The 17202-nt window shown below is 35.9% G+C and carries 14 protein-coding genes; 4 read left to right on the top strand and 10 right to left on the bottom strand.

The window, feature by feature from the left end:
• The first annotated feature begins 226 nt into the window (after positions 1-226).
• Positions 227-916 (top strand): hypothetical protein, encoded by a 690-nt coding sequence (locus IRZ99_RS07015; protein WP_194656585.1) that lies wholly within the window; start codon positions 227-229, stop codon positions 914-916.
• A 161-nt stretch (positions 917-1077) separates the two neighbouring features.
• Here IRZ99_RS07015 and IRZ99_RS07010 read toward each other — a convergent pair whose 3' ends face one another.
• From IRZ99_RS07010 to IRZ99_RS06965, 10 genes are all read right to left on the bottom strand, one after another.
• Positions 1078-1950, bottom strand: a complete 873-nt coding sequence (locus tag IRZ99_RS07010) for a sugar phosphate isomerase/epimerase (protein WP_194656584.1) — start codon at positions 1948-1950, stop codon at positions 1078-1080.
• A 15-nt stretch (positions 1951-1965) separates the two neighbouring features.
• On the bottom strand, positions 1966-2859 hold the full coding sequence (locus IRZ99_RS07005) for a hydroxypyruvate isomerase family protein (RefSeq protein ID WP_194656583.1): 894 nt from the start codon (positions 2857-2859) through the stop codon (positions 1966-1968).
• Between the two features lie 21 nt (positions 2860-2880).
• Positions 2881-4110, bottom strand: a complete 1230-nt coding sequence (locus IRZ99_RS07000; RefSeq protein WP_194656582.1) for a nucleoside permease — start codon at positions 4108-4110, stop codon at positions 2881-2883.
• A 41-nt stretch (positions 4111-4151) separates the two neighbouring features.
• Positions 4152-4862 (bottom strand): DUF1080 domain-containing protein, encoded by a 711-nt coding sequence (locus IRZ99_RS06995; RefSeq protein ID WP_194656581.1) that lies wholly within the window; start codon positions 4860-4862, stop codon positions 4152-4154.
• A gap of 23 nt (positions 4863-4885) precedes the next feature.
• Positions 4886-6349, bottom strand: coding sequence for a Gfo/Idh/MocA family protein (locus tag IRZ99_RS06990; RefSeq protein ID WP_194656580.1), 1464 nt, complete (start codon positions 6347-6349; stop codon positions 4886-4888).
• 7 nt (positions 6350-6356) lie between these two features.
• Positions 6357-6716: a c-type cytochrome gene (locus tag IRZ99_RS06985; RefSeq protein WP_194656579.1), complete on the bottom strand. Its 360-nt coding sequence runs from the start codon at positions 6714-6716 to the stop codon at positions 6357-6359.
• Positions 6717-6734: 18 nt separating this feature from the next.
• Entirely contained in the window at positions 6735-7787 is a 1053-nt protein-coding gene (locus IRZ99_RS06980) for a sugar phosphate isomerase/epimerase (protein WP_194656578.1), read from the bottom strand.
• 184 nt (positions 7788-7971) lie between these two features.
• Positions 7972-9126, bottom strand: a complete 1155-nt coding sequence (locus tag IRZ99_RS06975; protein WP_228519038.1) for a Gfo/Idh/MocA family protein — start codon at positions 9124-9126, stop codon at positions 7972-7974.
• 18 nt (positions 9127-9144) lie between these two features.
• Positions 9145-10848 (bottom strand): GMC oxidoreductase, encoded by a 1704-nt coding sequence (locus IRZ99_RS06970; RefSeq protein ID WP_072973413.1) that lies wholly within the window; start codon positions 10846-10848, stop codon positions 9145-9147.
• 41 nt (positions 10849-10889) lie between these two features.
• Positions 10890-11450, bottom strand: coding sequence for a gluconate 2-dehydrogenase subunit 3 family protein (locus IRZ99_RS06965; RefSeq protein ID WP_194656577.1), 561 nt, complete (start codon positions 11448-11450; stop codon positions 10890-10892).
• A gap of 726 nt (positions 11451-12176) precedes the next feature.
• Here IRZ99_RS06965 and IRZ99_RS06960 point away from each other — a divergent pair.
• The 3 genes from IRZ99_RS06960 (at position 12177) to IRZ99_RS06950 (ending at position 17170) form a co-directional block, all read left to right on the top strand.
• Positions 12177-13319, top strand: coding sequence for a glycoside hydrolase family 76 protein (locus IRZ99_RS06960; protein ID WP_194656576.1), 1143 nt, complete (start codon positions 12177-12179; stop codon positions 13317-13319).
• Between the two features lie 33 nt (positions 13320-13352).
• On the top strand, positions 13353-14489 hold the full coding sequence (locus tag IRZ99_RS06955; protein ID WP_228519037.1) for an aldose epimerase family protein: 1137 nt from the start codon (positions 13353-13355) through the stop codon (positions 14487-14489).
• 131 nt (positions 14490-14620) lie between these two features.
• The gene (locus tag IRZ99_RS06950) at positions 14621-17170 is read left to right on the top strand and encodes a beta-L-arabinofuranosidase domain-containing protein (protein WP_194656575.1); all 2550 of its coding nucleotides are present in this window, start codon (positions 14621-14623) and stop codon (positions 17168-17170) included.
• Positions 17171-17202 lie beyond the last annotated feature (32 nt).

Raw genomic sequence — 17202 nt, 5'->3', positions numbered from 1 at the left:
TATGACAGAAATTAATATTAAAATCTCTTAGTCGAGTTATTGTCGAATTTCAATACTTGCCTGCATCAAGTGTCACAACGTCGTCTAACAGATACAACGGATTTGAGCAATTGGCTTAATGGAAAGTTGGTTTTGCATTTGAATGATTTGGCAAATCCGAAGAATGGGCTTAATTTAGTCCAAAACCCGCTGTCGTACCAAGACATTAGCTGTAATTTTAGAAAAAATGGTAGATAAGAAAGATATTGAAAAATTAATTATTCAAAGTAAAAAAAGCAATCTTATAACTCACTTTAAAGATTCGCAATCGTATAATACTACCAAATACAGTGGAGAAATTAGAAATAATGAAATATTAATTTGGAGATCTGCATACTTTATTAGAGGTGTCTACCCAATATTTCATTTAACTTTTGACCAAAATAATAAATTGAAGGAAATCAAAATGGAAAAAAATCCATTTAATATTTTTTTGGACAGAGTAACTATCGTGGTATTAATTATATTAATTGTAACAGTATTTATTTCAACTAACTTGATAACTACAATTTTTGCAATTCTTGCGATTACTTTAATTGGATTTTTAATGCGATTACTTCTTTCAAAATCTAAAATATTTGAAACTAAAATTTTGATTGAAGAATTAAAAACAACAATAAATAATTTAGAAGGATTAAATAATTCCAAACAGAAAAAAGACCAAAATTTAGAAAATGAAAAAGTTAATGAATGGTCTTTTTCAAAGATAATGTCAAGGATTCTAATTTATCCATTTTGTGTAATTCTTATATGGTTATCGGTTACACTTATGATACCAGAAGGGAAAATTATAGAAGGAATATTTGCAATCATTGTAGGTTTAGCGTATCCAATTTCTGACTTGCTAATAATAATAAATAAAAAAAACTACAGCTAGTAGCTACTACACCAAGTTTGGACAATTGGCTTGATTTTATCTTTGAAATGAGTTGGTAAATTCAAAACTTAGGAGCTTAGTTTAGTCTTAAACCCGTTATATTTCCAAAAATAAAGAGACTCGAAAGTCTCTTTTGTAATTAATATATTGTCTAAAATATTTTAAACTAATTGTTTAGAAACAAAATCCAAGCTTGTTTTAATAGATTCCATTGGATTTGGAGAGTAATTTGTTTCTTGCTCTACAAAGAAATGTTTCATTCCGGAAAGTTTAGCTTCAGCAAAAATAGCTTTGAAATTGATACTTCCTTCACCAATCTCGGTATTCCATTCTGCTTTTGATTTATCCATATCTTTTACATGCCACATCGTGAATCGGCCTGGATTAGCTTTAAATAAGGCTAACGGATCGTTTCCGGAGCGAACAGCCCAATATAAATCCAATTCAAAATCTACTAATTTTTTATCTGTTTCCTGCAACAGAATATCATATCCTGTTTGATTTCCAAATTTTTTAAATTCAAAATCATGATTATGATAAGCCAATTTCAAACCTGACTTTTGGCATAAAACTGCTGCTTCATTTATTTTTTGAGCGATTCTTTTAAAGGCATCCAAATCACTTCTTAATTTTTCATCTAAATAAGGAACCGTAATATATTCGCTTCCTAATTGATTGGCACATTCAATAGCAGACTTTAGAAAATCAGCATTATTGTCTTTTATAAAAGAATTAAAATCATAATGTCCGCTAGAAGCTTTTAGGCCATTATCGCTAATTATTTTTTTGAAATCTTTTGCAGAGGTGCCAAAAAAGCCTTTTTCGGCTGAGTATCCATATGTTTCAACGTCTTTGTAACCGGTCTTGGCTACATGCTCTAAAACGCCTTTTACGTTTTTAGAAAATTCATCTCTTAACGTATACAATTGAAGGCCAATATTTTTTGGCTTAGCCGAAAAGGCAAGGGAAGGAGCAATTGCTAATGCACCTAACGCCAAACCGCTGCTTATTATAAAATCTCTTCTCTTTATCATAATTTTTATTTTTTATTAAATATCACAAATCTCAATTGCCTTTTTTAAGGATGCTATTTTGTCTTTTTGTTTCGGAATAAATTCCTGACCAACAAAACCAGTAAAACCCGTAGCAGCAATTGCTTTCATTATAGTGCTGTAATTGAGTTCCTGCGTTTCATCAATTTCATTGCGTCCGGGAACTCCGCCAGTATGATAATGTGCAATGTATTTGTGATTTTCTCTGATTGTTCTGATTACATCACCTTCATCAATTTGCATATGGTAAATATCATAAAGCAGTTTAAAGTTTTCCGAATTGATTCGTTTGGCTAATTCAACTCCCCAGGAGGTTTTATCACATTGGTAATCTTTGTGGTCAATCTTGCTGTTTAGCAATTCCATAACCAGGGTTACCTGATGTTTTTCGGCTATCGGAATTAATTTTTGCAGACCAAGTACACAATTGTTCCAGCCTTCTTCATCTGTTTTGCCTCTTTTGTTTCCACTAAAGCAAATCAGGTTTTTGTAGCCTGCTTTTGCAACAAGTGGAATCATTTCTGTATAATTTTTAATCAGCTGCTCGTGAAATTTTTGATCATTGAAACCATCCACAAGATTTAATTCGGCACCATTGCACATAGTCGAAACAAGATTGTGTTTCTTTAGTATGGGCCAGTCATTTGGACCCACCAGATCAATACCGGTAATGCCAATTTTTTTAGCTTCCACACAAAGCGTTTCAATATCAAAATCGCTAAAGCACCAACGGGCTACTGAATGATTAATTTTTCCTTTCAACGTATTCAAATTTAATTTAAATGCTTTCGGAGAATCGGCGAAAGCCAATAAATCGGATGGAATTCCAAAAGTTACTGTTCCTGCAAGAATACCTTTTATGGCCGTTCTTCTATCAAAAGTTGTACTCATTTCCTTTGTTTATTAAAGTACTTAAATTTCATTTGCCAGCTTATTTTTATCCTTAAATAAAAGTGCAAAAATTAAGAAGACAGCAAAGGCGATTCCGGCTGGAATGATCCAAACCATTAACCAGTTGATCGCTCCTTCGACAGTTTTGTAATTATCAGTAATCCAGCCCGCCACTGCAAAACCAATCAGCATTCCGATACCGTAGGTCGCTAATGTTATCAAGCCCTGAGCAGCACTTTTGTATTTTTCTCCTGCTTTTGAATTCGTATAAATTTGTCCTGAAACAAAGAAAAAATCATAACATATTCCGTGCAAAGCAATTCCGGTAATGAGCATAAAACTCAAATCGCCACCATTTCCATAGGCAAATAAAACATAACGAACGGCCCAGGCAAGCATTCCGACCAAAATGGTTTTCTTAAATCCAAAACGGGCAAAAAAGACCGGAATAAATAATAAAAATAAAGCTTCGGATATTTGACCAATAGCCATTTTTCCTGTCGGATTTTCAACTCCGGCAGCAGTCAGAAAAGGATGTGCATTTTGGTAATAAAAAGCCAATGGAATGCAGATCAAAATAGAGGAAATAAAAAAGATAAGGAAATTTTTGTCCTTTAAAAGCTTTAAGGCATCAAGGCCAATAATATCCCCAATTTTAATTTTTTCCTCACTAACTTTTGGTGGTGTTTTCGGTAATGTAAAACTCAATAAACCTAAAGTCAAAGCTGCAATTCCAGCCAAAAGAAAGGTGTTTTTAAGTAATCCGGTAGAAACAGCTTCAGCAGAATCCCAATGAAACAAGAAGCTGATGGCTAAACCAGCTAAAATCCAGCCTATTGTTCCCCAAACTCTAATGTTGGCAAACTCTTTTTCCGGATCTTTCATCTGGTTAAAAGCAACTGAATTTACCAAAGCCAGTGTCGGCATATACAAAACCATATAACTCAAAACATAGATATAAAACAATCCGATATCTGTTGACTGATACATTTGATACATTAAAAAGGCGCCTGCGATATGCAGAATGCCTAAAATTTTCTCTGCATTAAAATAACGGTCTGCAATTAAACCAATGATAAAAGGTGCGATGATAGCCCCCCAGGATTGCGTAGAAAAAACGGCAGCAGTTTCAGATCCTGAGGCCTTTAAATTGTTTCCTAAAAAAGTACCCAGCGTGACAAACCATGCCCCCCAGATAAAAAATTCGAGAAACATCATTAGGGATAATTTAATGCGGATTGTTGTATTCATAAAGTGTGGTTGGTTTTTGGTTATTTAGTTTTTAGGAGCAATTATTTACAGCCTGTTGTAGTTTCCATGGTATTCCATTCTTTGATGGAAATGTTACGGTACCATACACTATTACCGTGATCCTGTAAAGCAATATGACCTTTCTTGAAAGTTCCAAAACCTGGCCATCCTGCGAATTTACTTCCTGCAACTAGTGCTTTAAAGTTATCGTCCCAAAGTACCGTTTCAACAATAATAACACCGTTTAAAACTAAAGTAAGTTTTCCGTTTTTACAAACAACTTCAGCTGTATTCCATTCGCCAACAGGCTTAACCGGTTCAGATTTGCTTTGGATTAAATCATACAAATCTCCTGCACGGTGTTTGGTTATTTTTCCATCAGGGTGACCATCATTGTCTAAAACCTGCATTTCAAGACCCGTTTCGTACGTATTTTTATATTTTGTCGGATTGTCATTAACATAAAAAATGATTCCGCTATTAGCATTGGGAGCTACTTTCCAGTCTAATTTTAAATGGAAGTTTTCATATTCAGCATCGGTTACCAAATCACCTCCCTGACCATTTTTCGCCGCTTCGGGATCAAAATGCAATACTCCGTCTTCGACTTTCCATGCGGAACTAGCCGAAGCTTTGCCGTAAGTATGCCAGCCTGTTGTAGTTTTTCCATCAAAAATAGGTTTAAAACCTTTCTGAGCGTTTATGGTTTGTAAAAATGCGAATACTGCTACTATTGTGATTATTTTTTTCATGATTTTGTGTTTAATTTTATAATTTAAAAACTTAGGTTTTTCCAGCCTTCTCTATAATTGCGTTTTACAAATTGATTTACATCATCGACATTGGTTACTTTTTTGGCATCATTATCCCAAAGCAATTTAACCGAACGTCCCGGATATACATCTTCGCCTAATACCTCCTTGTGTAGGTCATAACCTCTTACGGCAAGATTCGCCATTAGCAAAGCTTCGGTTAAAGGACCGGCAATTTCAAAAGGAGAACTTAATTCTTTTTTACCGTAACCGGCAATACAGCCTTCTATCCATTGTTTGTAATGTCCGTTGGCGCCGTCTTTTACACGCGGATATTTCTCTGCTATTTTTAGATTTTCATTACGGCTTAAAGGCAATAATCTTGGATTTTCGCTATAGGTATCACAAAGCATTTTTCCTTTTGTTCCAATGAATAGTGTACCATTTCCTCCATCACCAAAAATTTCGTTCGCACCTAATTCTTCCGGACGGTCCGGCTGAATACCACCATCCATCCAATGCACTTTCACATCGCCTTTTGTTTTATTCGTTTTCGGGAAAGTTAAGGTAACGTGGCTTGAAGGAGGGCAGCTGTCAGGAAAATATCCTTTTTTGAACTCATCTACATAAACGGAACCAACACTGCATTGTACATCTTTGGCATATTTTAGATTTAAGACCGAAAAAGGGGCTTCCATCAAATGGCATCCCATATCTCCTAAAGCACCGGTTCCATAATCCCACCAGCCACGCCAGTTGAAGGGCACTAACTTGTCAACATAGTTTTTATTAGGAGCAGTTCCAAGCCATAAATCCCAATCTAATTCTTTTGGGATTTCTGTTTTTGCTGAAGGCCACGGAATTCCCTGAGGCCAAACAGGCCTGTCAGTCCAGGCATATACCGTGTGGACATCACCAATTAAATCGGCATCGTACCATTCTTTTAGAAGTCGGGTACCATCATTAGATGATCCCTGATTTCCCATTTGTGTTACCACTTTATATCTTGCTGCGGCTTGCGTCATCATATGTGCTTCGTAAATATCATGTGCCAAAGGTTTTTGCACATACACATGTTTACCTAACTGCATAGCCGAAAATGCCTGAATAGCATGATTATGATCGGGTGTAGAAACGGAAACAGCATCGAAATTTTTGTGTTCTTTGTCCAGCATTTCACGCCAGTCTTTGTAGAATTTTGCTTTAGGATACGCTTTTACACTATTAGCAGCTCTTCGGGTATCAACATCACATAAGTACGCTATATTGGCGATACCGCTATTGTGAAATGCTGAAAGGTCTGAACTTCCTTTTCCACCAACACCAATACCGGCAACTAGTAGTTTGTCACTTGGTGCTGTAAAACCTCTTCCCATGACGTGTCTTGGAATAATCATAAAAGCAGCAGTAGCTAATACTCCTTTTTTCAGGAAATCCCTTCGATCATTAGATTCTGGTTCTTTATTTTTATTTAAATCTTTATCCATAGGTTATTTATTTTTTCAATGATAGAATGTAAGTTGCGATCTTTTTGGCATCGTCTTTTTTCATTGCAGTATGAGCAGACATGGGTACGGCGCCCCAAACTCCTGAACCTCCTTTTGTGATTTTTTCAGATAAATATTTGATATTTTTATCATTCATTGGATATTTTTTGGCAATATCCAGATAAGATGGCCCAACAACTTTTTTGTCTATTTTATGGCAGGTAGCGCAATCTTCTTTCTTTATTAGTGCCTCTCCTTCAGATGACTGGATTTCTGTTACGGCGCTATATCCTGAAGCTGATTCATACTTTGTAAATGAGCTTAAGCTAGTCAGGGTTATAATGGCGGTTAAAATTTTAATTTTCATTATAGTGATGTATTTGTCTTATATTCCTAAATTTTTTCTATTCAGCTGTGTGTTTGTTTCTACTGCTGCAAAATCATCAAAAGCCTTATCCGTCACTTTGATAATGTGTTTTTTTATAAATTCAGCACCCTCACGAGCACCATCGTCCTGATTTTTTAAACAGCATTCCCATTCCATTACGGCCCAGCCTTTATAATCGTATTGTGCCAATTTGCTAAAAATGGTTTTAAAATCAATTTGGCCATCACCTGGCGAACGATAACGCCCAGCACGATTTACCCAACTTTGATATCCGCCAAAAGTGCCTTGTTTTCCTGTTGGGTTAAACTCTGCATCCTTCACGTGGAAAGCTTTGATTCGTTCGTGATAAAAATCGATATACTGAATATAATCCAACTGTTGCAAAACAAAATGCGAAGGATCATAAAGGATACAGGCACGCTCGTGATTGTTTACTGCTTTAAGAAACATTTCATACGTTTCACCATCAAATAAATCCTCTCCCGGATGAATTTCGTAACAAACATCCACACCGTTTTTATCAAATTCATTCAGGATTGGGAGCCAGCGCTTAGCCAGTTCTTTGAAACCGTCTTCGATTAATCCGGGTGGTCTTTGAGGCCATGGATGAAAATATTGCCATAATAAAGAGCCGCTAAAAGTAGCATGTGCATTAAGTCCTAAATTTTGAGAAGCTTTGGCTGCATAATGTAATTGCTGCACCGCCCATTCTTGTCTTGCTTTTGGATTGCCTCGCAAAGCCTGCGGAGCAAAGCCATCAAAAAAATCATCGTAAGCAGGATGAACAGCAACTAACTGCCCTTGTAAATGAGTAGAAAGTTCCGATATTTTCAATCCGTAAGAAGCAACAATTCCGGTGAGTTCGTCAGCGTAGGTTTTGCTTTGTGCGGCTTTTTGTAAATCGATAAAACGGGAATCCAGCGTGGGTATTTGGATTCCTTTAAAATCGAGATTGGCAGCCCATTGACATATTCCTTCTAAAGAATTAAAGGGTGCCTCATCAGAAATAAATTGTGCCAAAAAAACGGCAGGTCCTTGCATTGTGGTCATTTATTGTTTTTTTAATTAAGTTTTTAAGATACTGAGGTTCCAAGGTACTGAGGTACTGAGTATAGAAAATATAATTTTACATCCATTTTAGTATCAATTTGTTCTTATACGGTATTTTTTTTCGGAATACCTTACCATTTAGGTATCTTAGATCAGTAGCTCAGAATCTTAGTGCCTTAGCGCCTTAGATACTAAAAGCAGTCCATTTTTCAGATGATTTTCCGGAAGCGATTACATTTTCTATAAAAGCCATTCCCCGAACGCCATCTTGTACGGTTGGAAAATCCAGCATTAATGCTGTTGGTTCTTTCCCGTCTAATTTTGATTGTAATGTCAGTGCGAAATTTTTATATAAATTTCCAAATGCTTCTAAATATCCTTCCGGATGCCCGCTTGGAATTCGGGTATTAAAAGCAGCGGCAGCCGACAAATAACCATTTCCGGTACGATACAACTGAGCAGGGGAGTCCAGCCATTTTACAATTAAAGTATTAGGTTCCATTTGATGCCATTCCAGACCGCCTTTTTCTCCATACACTTTAATTTTTAAGCTGTTTTCTTCACCGGCAGCAATTTGGCTTGCCACTAAAATTCCGTTAGCACCGTTATCAAACTTCAGTAATACATTTCCGTCATCATCTAATCTTCTGTTCGCTACAACAGTATTAATATCGGCACAAATTTGAGTGATTTTCAATCCTGAAATGTATTCCGCTAAATGGGCAGCATGAGTTCCAATATCTCCCATACAACCACTAATGCCACTTTTAGAAGGATCTGTTCTCCAGGCGGCTTGCTTATTTCCTTCGTTTTCAAAGTCGGTACTCAACCAGCCCTGAGGATATTCGACCATTATTTTTCGAATCTTTCCTAAATGATTTTCAGCTATCAGACTTTTGGCTTGCTTTACCATCGGATATCCGGCGTACGTATGGGTTAAACAGAGATATAACCCTGTTTCTTTTACTTTTTGTTCTAATAATTTTGCTTCAGCCAGACTTAAAGTCATTGGTTTGTCCAAAACAACATGAAAACCATTCTCTAATGCCAGCATGGCAGGAGCAAAGTGGGCATGATTTGGGGTTACTATTGAAACGAAATCCATTCTTTGTTCAGGAGCGAGTTTTGCTTCCGTTTCTATCATTTGAGTATAAGACTCGTAGCATTTATCTTCAGATAAACCCAATTCTTTACCCGATTCTAGGGATACGTCAGGATTAGAACTGAAAGCACCGCAATGCAATTCGATTAATCCATCCATGTTGGCAGCGATACGATGAACAGCTCCGATAAAAGCATTTTTGCCACCGCCAATCATTCCCATTTTTAATTTTCTCATAATTGAATATCCTTGGATCTATATATTTTTTTTCTTCAATTCTTTTACAGCGTAATCGCAAGCTCTGGCCGTTAGCGCCATATAGGTTAACGAAGGATTCTGGCAGGCACTTGAAGGCATGCAGGAACCGTCAGTCACAAATACATTGCTCACTTCATGCATTTGGTTCCATTTGTTCAATACAGAGTCTTTAGGGTCATTCCCCATACGCGCTGTTCCCATTTCATGGATTGTCATACCAGGATAACAACCATTATCGTAGGCTTTTACATTTTTGACACCTGCGGCTTCCAGCATTTCAGCTGCATCATACATCATATCCTCACGCATTTTAGCTTCATTCTCTTTGTATTCACAGTCGATTGCCAATACAGGTTGGCCCCATTTGTCTTTTTTAGAATGATCGATATATACTTTGTTTTCGTAATACGGAAGCATTTCTCCAAAACCGCCCAGTCCCATAGTCCATGAATCAGCAGGTCTTGACAAAATTTCTTTGAAATCGCCACCAAAGTCTAATTCAGCTACTTCTTTATGCCAGTTACCTCTGCTTGCTGCTCCCTGATATCCAAAACCACGTAAGTAATCTCTTTTATCGTCTTTAAAATTTTGGTATCTCGGAATGTAAATCCCGTTGGCTCTTCGTCCATAAGTATATTTATCTTCAAAGCCCTCAACGGTTCCTTCAGCACCACATCTAAAATGGTGATCCATTAAATTGTGTCCAAGTTGTCCGCTTCCATTGCCTAAACCATTAGGATGAGCCTCAGAAGTCGAATTCAATAAAACAAATGTTGAACCTAGAGTGGAACCGTTTACAAAAACAATTTTGGCGTAAAATTCCATAGTTTCGTTAGTCTGAGAATCAATAACCATTACGCCCTTAGCTTTTTTTGTATCCTTATCATAAATGATATGATTGACAATGGAATAAGGTCGAACAGTTAGTTTTTTTGTAGCCATAGCAGCCGGCAACGTAGAAGACTGCGTACTGAAATAAGCTCCAAAAGGACAGCCTCTGCTGCATAAATTTCTGTATTGACAGCTTCCTCTGCCTTCATGAGGTACCGTCAGGTTTGCAGTACGGCCAATGGTTAAAATACGAGATTTGTTATAGTGCTTTTCAATACGTTCTTTTACGGATTTTTCAACGCAGTTCATGTCCATTGGAGGTAAAAATTGACCGTCCGGCAGTAAATCCCAACCTTCATTTTGACCACTTATTCCGGCAAATTTTTCTACATAATCATACCATGGAGCAATATCTTTGTATCGGATTGGCCAGTCATTTCCATGACCGTCTTTGAGGTTATCTTCAAAATTGTGATCACTAAAACGGTAGCTTTGACGTCCCCACATTAAAGATTTTCCACCAACGTGAAAACCTCTGTACCAGTCAAAACGTTTGTCTTCTGTGTACGGGCACTCCAAATCGTTTACCCACCAGCTTTCATTTGCCTGAGTATAAGGATAATCTCTGGTTTGAACAGGATGCGTTCTTTTTTGTTCTTCGGTCAATTTTCCGCAATACGCAATTTCCCAAGGCGCTTTCATTGCAGAGTCATAATCTTTAATGTGTTCGATGTTTTCCCCGCGTTCTAACATTAAGACTTTTAAGCCTTTTTGGGTCAATTCTTTGGCAGCCCATCCGCCACTTATTCCTGAACCTATAACAATTGCGTCATAAGTATTTTGCTTTTTTAGATCAGTATTGATATTCACGAATGTCTTTTTAGTAATTAATAATTAAAAAGGGCTTGTCTTTATATTGCCCAGGCTTTTTGTCCCGGAACGTAATCGACATTACCATCATATTTACCCGGTATCGGTAAATACTCTCTGGCGATTGTACAGCCAATTTCTGAAGAGAAATAACCCAATAGCGTTAAGTCTCTGGCAATCAAAAAGAATGAAGGTTCCTTGTTGTTATCGATAGACTCTTGCCTCAGATCAGTCACTAATAATTTTTTTTCTTCACTAGTAAGGCTTAAGAATTCTTTGTTGAATTTAGTTTTACTTTTTGCGAGCATATTATCAAATCCATTTTTAAAGACTTGTTGCAATTCCGGAGGATAACAATCTTTTATAACTAATGGAATAAAGGCACCAACTCCAGCTGCTTTCGCTCCGGGAGAGTTTGTAGTTGTTGGTAAAATTATTTCTGAAAATTCAGCTAAGATTTCTTCATCTGTAGCTGAAAACGAATACGTGTTGTTTAGGGGGTCAAATACAGTAAAACTTTCAAATAAAACGCCCATTGTCGTGGCAGAAAGTGCTCCACCCAACAAATAAGCAAACTTTTTAAGTGCTTCTCTTCTTTCCATTATAAAATATTAAAAAGGATGATTAATTATTGAAGATAATTTAATTATCAATCAATTACAATAATAGTAAAAAAACTGTTGTATTAATATTGTATATATTAAATAAATGGTAAAAATTTATAATTATCATTTAATAAAACGTTTTAGTAAATATTTTTTAATGCAAATTCAATCTCGTGATAATAAGTTAGGAAAATGCAAAATTTTAAGATTTAATTTTTTAAATCAAATCTTAAAGCATGTTATTTTAATCAAAAAAATCTTATTATTTTAAAATAAATTGAACTGTTTATGCTGTGTTTGAAAAAAAACAGTGCGATTACTCTTAAGGAATAGTCCAAAACTTCTCTAAATAAAAAATGTCCTAACCTGAGATAGTAATCATATAAAAACATAAATTATTATTGTTTATATAATAGGTATCTTTTCCTCTTTAATTTAAGTATAAAAAGAAAATTGATTTCGTATTTATGGCGAAAGGATAAAATATCTCATTTCATTACTAAATGTGCAATTATACCGTTATAAGATATTGTTTAGTTATAAAATTATAAATAAAAATAAATTTATTTAAAATTTATAATAAAAATTATATCAAATCTGTAATTTTAATTCTAATTAGTAAAACGATTTAGTAAGTTTGTACAGCAACTTAAAAATAGAAGCGTACTTATATATTTACGTCAAAAGAATAAAATCAAAAACCTAAATTAAAATATTTTACAGATGAATAAACTAAATAGGAGTATAATACTTATTGTGGCAGCGGCGCTTTTTTCGAGTTTTGCAGTAATAAGAAGAAGTGATAATTCAAAGAACAATTATTATAAAAGTGAGATGGAAAAACTTCATACTGCAATTGAAAGTAATTTTCACGATAGCGTTTCTGGTTATTATTTCGTCGATTTAGATCGTGCAAAAAGAGAAACAAAATTTGGACACAAAAGAGAGTATAGCTGGTTATGGGCACTTTGCGCTATGTTTGAAGCTACAAATGAAATTGAAAAAGTAGACAAGAAAGCAGCTTTAGTTGATAATATTTTCAAAAGTATGCAACCGTATTACGATCCGGCTCCGCCAAAACCGGGATATGGAGAGTATATCGTAAATCTTAGCAAAGGACAAAGATATTATGATGACAACCAATGGATTGGTATAACCAGTTTGGATATTTACGAAAGAACTGGAAATAAAGCTTACTTTGATTTAGGAAAGTCAATGTATGATTTTATGATGACAGCATCGGACAATGCGCTTGGAGGTGGATTGTACTGGAGAGAAAATGATTTTGAAACGAAAAACACCTGTTCAAACGGACCAGGAATTATTGTTGCACTTAAAATGTACAAAGCAACAAAAGACAAAGTTTACCTTGAAAATGCTGTAAAAATATATAACTGGACGTATGAAAAACTACAAACACCTACAGGTTTATTTTATGATAATATAAAAGTAAAAGATGGTAGTATTGGCGAAGCCGTGTTTTCTTATAATTCAGGTACAATGCTTCAGTCAAATGTTTATTTATATGAAATCACAGGTGATAAAAAGTATTTGGAAAGAGCGAATAAAATTGCAGACAGTTCGTTGGCCTATTTTTATTCAGGTGATAAATTTAGAGACGGTTACTGGTTTAATGCCGTGTTATTGCGTGGGTATCAGCATCTTTTAAAATATAATAAAGATTTAAAATACATCTCCGGATTTAAAAAGTGTCTGGACAATGTCCTGAAGGAAAACAAAAATGAAAAAGGATTGTTTACAGGAAATGATGGTGTATATAATTTAGTAGAACACGGCGGAATGCTTGAGATTTTGGCTCGATTTGCTTATCTGCAAGACCACTATAATCTAGCGGCTAAAAAATAATGTTATAGACGTTTTATACAAAATAAAAATATCATGAATAAATTGCAATTGATTGTTTTTCTGTTTTTTTTATCGTTAACCTGTTTAGTAACGGAGAATGTATTTTCTCAAAATTCGAATGCTGCTAAAAAATCTTTTATCAGTAAAGAGCAAATCGGGCAGGTTCAGGGACAAGATGTTTTTCAATATACCTTGCAAAATAAGATAGGGATGCAGGTTCAATTAATTACGTATGGAGCAGCAATTACCAATATTGTAACACCTGATAAAAAAGGTAAAATGAGCAGTGTGGTATTGGGTTTCGATTCGCTTTCTCAATATGCAGGTAAAGATAATTCCCTGATGGGGTCAACTGTTGGTCGTGTTGCTAATCGAATTTCAAATAAGAAATTCACGCTTGACGGTCAAGAATATACGCTGTCATCAGACATTCACGGCGGTGTAAATGGTTTTGATAAACGCGTTTGGAAAGGCAAAGAAATATCAAAAAAGAATGAACTTGCTGTTGAAATGACTTATTTAAGCAAAGATGGAGAAGAAGGTTTTCCTGGTAACTTATTGGTTACGGTGACTTTTACACTCAAAAATAATAATGATTTGGTTATTGATTACAAAGCAACTACTGATAAAGCAACTCCGCTTGTGTTAACGAACCACACTTATTTCAATCTTTCTGGCGGACAAGACAGCAAAGCATTAAATACAGAATTAACCGTTCTGGCGGATCAATTTTTGGAATACGGAGACGGTAGTATGCCAACCGGAAAGATTCTGGAAGTGAAAAATACCCCATTTGATTTTACTTCAGCCAAAACAATAGGAAAGGAAATAGAAAAAGTACAGCAATATACGCACGGTTACGATGTAACTTTTACTTTACGAAACCAAACAGGCAAATTAGCTTTAGCAGCAAAAGCTTACGAACCAGTAAGCGGAAGAGAATTAGAAGTTTACACCACCGAGCCGGGCGTGGTCTTTTATTCTGGAAATTGGCTGAGTGAAAAAGTAAAAGGACGTAATGGTGTACCTTATACTAAAAATGGAGCCTTCTGTTTAGAAACACAACATTATCCAAATTCCATTAATACGCCAGCTTTTCCAAATACTGTAGTACGACCAAATGAAACTTTTACGTCTCAGACCATTTATAAGTTTCTTGTTAGGAAGTAATATGCCTCGTCTTTTCATTGTCAACGCCAAATTGGAATGATGAATTTGTACATCACTTTTTGATAGTGCCTTTATGATTAATAGTGACAGCTGCCGATTTAGTAAAACGATATTAAATTAAGATTGAAAACATGAAAAATAATAAAACTATATTCCTATTGTTAATACTGTTATCATTAGGTTCTTCTATTATAAATGATGGCTTTTCGCAAAAACTGCAGTCGGATTTATATAACTTCAATCGTGCTCCTCTAAAACAAAATGTATATGCGCAGCTGCCTTTAGGAAGTATAAAAGCAAAAGGCTGGCTTCTTAAACAGCTTGAATTGCAAAGAGATGGTTTTACTGGTCATGCAGAAGAATTGTATCCCGGCAAGGATGATCTTGGTAGCGATGCTGACTGGCTTGGAGGAACGGGCAAAAGTTGGGAAAAAGCCCCTTATTATCTTAAAGGACTTGTTGCTTTGGCATATACTTTAGATGACGCTTCACTAAAGAAAAAGGCGCAGAAATGGATCGATTACACGTTGAATAAGCAGCAGGAAAATGGTTTATTTGGACCGAAAAATATGAAAGACTGGTGGCCAAGAATGCCGTTTATGTATGCGCTGCAGTCCTACTACGAAGCTACTAATGACAATAGAGTTTTGCCTTTTTTATCAAAGTACTTAAAATATGAGTTGGATAATCTGGATGCCGATCCATTAAAGGAATGGGGTAAATCCAGAGCTGGTGATAATATAGAAATAGCTTTATGGGTTTACAATAAAACCGGAGAAAAGTTTTTATTGGATCTTGCTAACAAGTTAAAAGAACAGTCCTATCCATGGGCGGACATATTTAATAAAAATCAGTTTGATTATTTTGGAAATGATTATCAGCCTAAACATATGGTTAATGTTGCTCAGGCCTTAAAATTTTCTCCGGTCTATTCTCAGATTGATGCTTCTTCTTATTATGAAGATGCTTTGCAAAATGGTATTAAACATCTTTTATCAGAACATGGGCAGCCACATGGAATTGCAGCTGGTACCGAGCGTTTGTCAGGTAAAAGCTCAGTGCAGGGAATTGAAACATGTACTGTTGTAGAATGGATGCAAAGCTTAGAAACGGCTTCGCGTATTATTCACAATGCTCAAATTGGAGATCAGCTTGAAAAGGCGGCCTTTAATGCGCTTCCTGCACAGTTCGGCAAAGACTTAAAAAATCATACTTATTATACGTTGCCAAATCAGGTGCAAAACCTTCCGGGACCACATGGGTTCAATCAGGATTACCATAATGGTATCGTGCCCAGCCCATACTCAGGATTTCAGTGCTGTAGGTATAATATGCATATGGGATGGCCTTATTTTGTTAAGAATAGCTGGGTTGCGACACCTGACGGAGGTTTAGCAGTAACAGCATATGGTCCGATGGAGGTTAACGCTAAAGTCGGGAATAATGCAGTAGTGAAAATTGATGAAGACACTAACTATCCTTTTGAAGAGCAAATTCGTTTGAATATGTCTTTAGATAAATCGGTCTCTTTTCCTTTAACTTTAAGAGTTCCTTCCTGGTGTGTAAAACCACAGATACGAGTAAATGGAAAACTTTTATCAGATGTTAAGGCCGGAAAGATGATTATAATTAACAGAAACTGGAGCAATGGAGATAAAATTGTTCTTGACTTTCCGATGCATATCGCTGTTAAAAAACAAGTTAACAATGCAGTAAGTATTGAACGTGGTCCACTTGTGTATGCACTTGAAATCCAAGAGTCACAGAAAAATGTAAAGGAGTTTGATGTAAAAGGATTTTATGAGACAGAGATTACTCCGGCGTCTCCGTGGAATTACGGGTTAGTACTGAATAACCAATCAATTGATAGCAATATTGCCGTAGTAAAAAGCGCTATGCCTGAGAATCCATTTGTTCAGGATGTCACACCTGTGAAATTGAAAGTTAAGGCAAAACAGATACCTTTCTGGACTTTGGATTATAATAAAACAGCAGCGTTCGATGTGCCTTATAGCCCGGTCAGTTCCAATGAACCTGCAAAGGAAATTACTTTAGTTCCATTTGGTTCAGAAAGCTTGCGACTAAGCATTTTTCCAACAATCGGAAAACCAAATTTTATAACAGACCGTTACAAAGAAAACTTTGATAATCATCCGATAAAAGATTTAGTTATTTATGGAGGCGCATGGTTTTATAAAGACAACACCATTCAATGTGCTTCAAATGAAGACGGGCGATCTGGAAATGGCACTATGATTATTGCGACGGCAACTAAATTTTCAGACTTTGTTTATAATGCGGATATAGCGGTAAATACAGCGGGCGATGCAGGATTCGTATTCAGAGTCACCGATCCTGCCATAGGTTCTGAAGCCTACAAAGGATATTACCTTGGACTAAATGCTGAAACGGGAACGGTTCAGTTAGGGAAGTCAAGTAATGGGAAATGGATTGTAATTGCTTCGGCAAAATATTCCTTAAAACTGAAGGAGAATTATAAACTGAAAATCACTGCTGTCGGTAACAAGTTTGAGGTGTTTGTTAATGGCGATAAAAAGCCGGTTATTACAGCTACTGACAGCGAATTTGCAGAAGGCTGTATTGGCTTAAGAGCTTACAACGCATTGACAACGGTAGACAATATTGAAGTAATGAGTTTAAAAGCAAAGGCAATCAAATAGGTAGCTGGTGAAGTGTTTTTGAATTAAAAAAC

This window comes from Flavobacterium sp. LC2016-12 (genome assembly GCF_015351595.1).
Taxonomy (GTDB): domain Bacteria; phylum Bacteroidota; class Bacteroidia; order Flavobacteriales; family Flavobacteriaceae; genus Flavobacterium.
This window is presented reverse-complemented; position numbering and strand designations above follow the sequence as displayed.

Coding starts and splice junctions, on each gene's coding strand:
- IRZ99_RS06965 (WP_194656577.1), bottom strand. CDS start 11,450: ATGGAAAGAAGAGAAGCACTTAAAAAGTTTGCTTATTTGTTGGGTGGA.
- IRZ99_RS06950 (WP_194656575.1), top strand. CDS start 14,621: ATGAAAAATAATAAAACTATATTCCTATTGTTAATACTGTTATCATTA.
- IRZ99_RS06980 (WP_194656578.1), bottom strand. CDS start 7,787: ATGACCACAATGCAAGGACCTGCCGTTTTTTTGGCACAATTTATTTCT.
- IRZ99_RS06955 (WP_228519037.1), top strand. CDS start 13,353: ATGAATAAATTGCAATTGATTGTTTTTCTGTTTTTTTTATCGTTAACC.
- IRZ99_RS06985 (WP_194656579.1), bottom strand. CDS start 6,716: ATGAAAATTAAAATTTTAACCGCCATTATAACCCTGACTAGCTTAAGC.
- IRZ99_RS06960 (WP_194656576.1), top strand. CDS start 12,177: ATGAATAAACTAAATAGGAGTATAATACTTATTGTGGCAGCGGCGCTT.
- IRZ99_RS06995 (WP_194656581.1), bottom strand. CDS start 4,862: ATGAAAAAAATAATCACAATAGTAGCAGTATTCGCATTTTTACAAACC.
- IRZ99_RS07005 (WP_194656583.1), bottom strand. CDS start 2,859: ATGAGTACAACTTTTGATAGAAGAACGGCCATAAAAGGTATTCTTGCA.
- IRZ99_RS07015 (WP_194656585.1), top strand. CDS start 227: ATGGTAGATAAGAAAGATATTGAAAAATTAATTATTCAAAGTAAAAAA.
- IRZ99_RS07000 (WP_194656582.1), bottom strand. CDS start 4,110: ATGAATACAACAATCCGCATTAAATTATCCCTAATGATGTTTCTCGAA.
- IRZ99_RS07010 (WP_194656584.1), bottom strand. CDS start 1,950: ATGATAAAGAGAAGAGATTTTATAATAAGCAGCGGTTTGGCGTTAGGT.
- IRZ99_RS06975 (WP_228519038.1), bottom strand. CDS start 9,126: ATGAGAAAATTAAAAATGGGAATGATTGGCGGTGGCAAAAATGCTTTT.
- IRZ99_RS06990 (WP_194656580.1), bottom strand. CDS start 6,349: ATGGATAAAGATTTAAATAAAAATAAAGAACCAGAATCTAATGATCGA.